Below are 1,703 nucleotides of genomic sequence, written 5' to 3' on the forward strand. Positions count from 1 at the left end.
AGACTACTTCCTCCAAGCCGATGCAAACAGCAATGGTTATTCCGGCGTACTCGGTATTGAATTGCAAACCCAAGAACAAAGCAAAGACGGTTATAAAATTTACAACGGCGATCAAAAACCACCGTTAAACAGCGACGATCCCAACTACAGGGGTGATTATCCCGATAATTATGATTGGTCGAAAGTACATTACGATACCGCCACCGGAGAACTGATTGGCGGTATTTTTTCGTCCGGATTTGCCGATGTGATTCGCGGTTCGGCAGAAAAAGATTTGATGCAGGGTTTTGACGGCGACGATGCCATAGACGGCGGAGATGGCGACGATATTATTTACGGCAATGAAGGTGATGATTTATTGGTCGGCGGCAGCGGTGCGGATCAAATTTACGGCGGCGACGGTAATGATTGGATTGCAAGCAGTTCATATTTATATATTGCGCGGCGAATTGGCGAGAAAGACCAATGGATACCGCCTCAAGATGCCAAGGAAATCGTTAAAGCCGGTCCATTATGGGGTATGTATGATAACGGCTATATAACAATTTGGTCGATCAGTGCCACTCAAACCAAAACCGATATAAGCGAAAGCGATATGGTTGTCGGCGGTAATGGTAATGACAATATTATCGGCGGCTGGGCAAATGATTATCTTCTGGGTGATGATTTTGAAGAGGGTGATAAAGACGGCAATGATTATATTCAGGGATTGGCAGGCGATGATGTGATTTACGGCGGCGGCGGTGATGATTTTTTAGAGGGCGACGGCACCACTGTCAGCGGTATCCTCAATACGGTAGCAGGTGAATATCACGGCAAAGATTATTTAGACGGCGGCAGCGGCGACGATGAAATCAGGGGCGGCGGCAATAACGATACCTTATATGGCGGCGACGGCGATGATTGGCTGGAAGGTGATGGTAAAGAAAGTGTTATTGCGGTTCAGTATCACGGCAACGATTATCTATACGGCGGCAGCGGCAATGACCATATGGCAGGCAACGGCGGCGATGATTGGCTGTTTGGCGGCGAAGGCGATGATGTGCTTTGGGGTGATGCTTCCGAGGGCAACAATCAATTAAACCAAACCCAAATCGGCAATGATTATTTATTCGGCGAAGCGAGCGATGATGAAATCTATGGCGGTTTCGGCGACGATACTTTGGACGGCGGCGCGGGCGATGATGAGTTATACGGCGGTCAAGGCAGTGATCAGCTGTATGGCGGCGAGGGCAACGACATTTTATTGGGCGATGATTTTGTTGAGGGCAATCAGCACAATCAAGACATGGCGGGCAATGATACTTTGTATGGCTATTACGGCGATGATGTGTTAAACGGTGGCGACGGCAATGAAGAAAATGCTATTAAAACTCTGTATCACGGCAACAATTATCTGGGTAGAGGCAGCAGTGTGGCATGTTGTTTGGAAATTGTGAAAAAGCCTAATTTTACCGTTGCATACCTAAAATAAAGGGGAGTAATATGCTGGAAAATGTTAAGCAGCATCGCGTTATCTATCTGTATCTTTGTGAGGATTGGGTAATGTATTCGATGAACCAAAATTTACTAGACAGGCTGCCTGAAAGCATGGGACTGGGTTTCCGCGCTTTCAGGCAGCCTGTTTGTGCTTAAAAACACTAACTGATGATTTGTTCACACAATGAAAAAATATTTTTCTCATTTGCTTCTCCCGCTGATAC

General features: G+C 46.6%; 2 protein-coding genes. Both read left to right on the forward strand.

The annotated features are described in order from the left end of the window. A partial coding sequence (locus Q384_RS10885; RefSeq protein WP_037588088.1) for a calcium-binding protein occupies positions 1–1,474 on the forward strand: 1,474 nt, incomplete at its 5' end. Positions 1,475–1,485: 11 nt separating this feature from the next. Continuing rightward, complete coding sequence (locus tag Q384_RS13500; protein WP_156956557.1) at positions 1,486–1,635, forward strand: hypothetical protein; 150 nt, start codon at positions 1,486–1,488, stop codon at positions 1,633–1,635. The last annotated feature ends 68 nt before the right edge of the window (positions 1,636–1,703 follow it).

This window comes from Stenoxybacter acetivorans DSM 19021 (assembly GCF_000745895.1).
GTDB lineage: Bacteria > Pseudomonadota > Gammaproteobacteria > Burkholderiales > Neisseriaceae > Stenoxybacter > Stenoxybacter acetivorans.